1 protein-coding gene is annotated in these 2,117 nt (G+C 71.2%); it reads left to right on the top strand.

Translation table 11 applies throughout. The annotated features are described in order from the left end of the window. Positions 1-2,117 (top strand): DUF7507 domain-containing protein (locus DFR29_RS28885; RefSeq protein ID WP_166653772.1); only part of this gene is annotated, 2,117 nt, incomplete at both ends.

The following is a 2,117-nucleotide window of genomic DNA, read 5'->3' as shown; positions in this document are numbered from 1 at the left end:
CATCCCGGCCAGCCTGACCCCGGGCACCGCACCGGCCGGCTGCACGCTGACCGGTCAAAGCCTGAGCTGCAGCATCCCGGCCGGCCTGGCTGTCGGCGCCAGCACCAGCTTCATCATTCCGGTCACGGCTACAGCAGCGGCCAGCGGCACGACGGTCGTAAACACCGCAACGGTCAGCGGCGGCGGCGATGCCTCCTGTCCGGCGGATACGACGCATTGCGCCAGCACGGTCAGCACGCCGGTGGACGCCCCCGCCCTGGCGATCGTCAAGACGGCGTCCAGCGCAGCCTTCACCGTCAATGTGCCGGCCAGCTATACGCTGACGGTGACCAATACCGGTGCGGCCGCCACGACAGCGGCTGCGACGGTGACCGACACCATCCCGGCCAGCCTGACCCCCGGTGCTGCACCGGCCGGCTGCACGATCACCGGCCAGAGCGCGAACTGCACGATCCCGGCCGGCCTGGCGGTCGGCGCCAGCGTGAGCTTCGTCCTGCCGGTCACGCCGACCGTTGCGGCCAGCGGCACGACGGTCAGCAACACCGCTACCGTCTCCGGCGGCGGCAGCAATTGTCCGGCGGCCAGTACCTGTTCCAGCACGGTCGACGTGCCGGTGGATGCGCCGGAACTGGCCATCGTCAAGACGGCGAGCACGCCCACCTTCACCGTCAATGTGCCGGCCAGCTACACGCTGACCGTGACCAACACCGGCAACGCGGCGACCACCGCCGATGCGACAGTGACCGATCCGGTTCCGGCCAGCCTCACGGTCGGTGCGGTATCGCCGGGCTGCACGGTTGCCGTCCAGGTCGTGAGCTGCACGATTCCGCCGGGCCTGGCGCCCACGGCGAGCGTGAGCTTCACGGTGCAGGTCACGCCGACGGCCGCGGCCAGCGGCACCTCGGTGACCAATACCGCCACGGTCGGCGGCGGCGGCAGTTCCAACTGCCGCGGCGGCTGTTCGGCCACGGTCGATGTGCCGGTGGATGCGCCGGCCCTGCGCCTGGTCAAGACCGCGAGCACACCGAACTTCACCGTCGGCACGCCGGCCAGCTATACGCTGAGCGTGACCAATACCGGCAATGCGGCCACCACCGCCGTGGCGACGGTGAGCGATCCGGTCCCGGCCGGCCTCGCGGTCGGCGCGATGCCGGCGGGCTGCACGCTGAGCGGCCAGGACGTGAGCTGCACCATTCCCGTTGGCCTGGCCGCGGGGGCGAGCGTGAGCTTCGTCATCCCGGTCACGCCGACCGCGGCAGCCAGCGGCATCGTCAGCAATACGGCGACCGTATCGGGCGGCGGCACTGGCTGTCCGGCCGTGGCCGGCTGCAGCGGCACGGTCGACGTGCCGGTGGGCGAGGCCGCCGACCTGCTGCTGACCAAGGACGATGGCGGAGCGACCAGTGCGCCGGGCGGCTCCATCGCCTGGACCCTGAGCGTGACCAACAACGGCCCCAGCGATGCGACCGACGTCAGCGTGAGCGATCCCTACCCGGCCGGCCTGACCTATGTCAGCGCCAGCGGCGCCGGCTGGAACTGCAGCGACGACGTCGGCACGCTGCTGTGCACCCGTCCCAGCCTGGCCAACGGCGCCACCGCAACCATCGACCTCGTGCTGAACGTGCCGGCCAACTACACCGGCCCGAATCCGGTGGTGAACACGGCCCGGGTCAGCAGCACCACGCCAGACCCGAACCCGAACAACAACGCCGGCACCGATCCGACGCCGCTGGGTACGGGCGAAGCCGACCTGTCGGTGAGCAAGACCGACAACGGCGTCAGCGTGGCACCGGGGGCGACCGTGAGCTACACCCTGGTCGTGCGCAATGCCGGTCCCAGCGATGCACAGGCGGTGCAGCTGGAAGACCCGGCGCCACCGGGCCTGACCTTCGTCTCCGCCAGCGCACCGTGCACCAGCCTGCCGTGCAACCTCGGCACCCTGGCTGCGGGGGCCAGCACCACGGTCACGGTCGTGTTCCAGGTGCCGCTGGCCTACAACGGCCCGCGTCCGATCAGCAACAGCGCCACGGCCAGCAGCCTCACGCCCGATCCGAACCCCGCCAACAACACCGGCACGGATACCACGCCCGTCCTGGTGCCACCGCGTCCGCCGCAGC

It is taken from the genome of Tahibacter aquaticus (assembly GCF_004363655.1).
Taxonomy (GTDB): Bacteria; Pseudomonadota; Gammaproteobacteria; order Xanthomonadales; family Rhodanobacteraceae; genus Tahibacter; species Tahibacter aquaticus.
The sequence above is the reverse complement of the archived record's forward strand: the minus strand, read 5'-3'. Positions and strand labels throughout refer to the sequence as shown.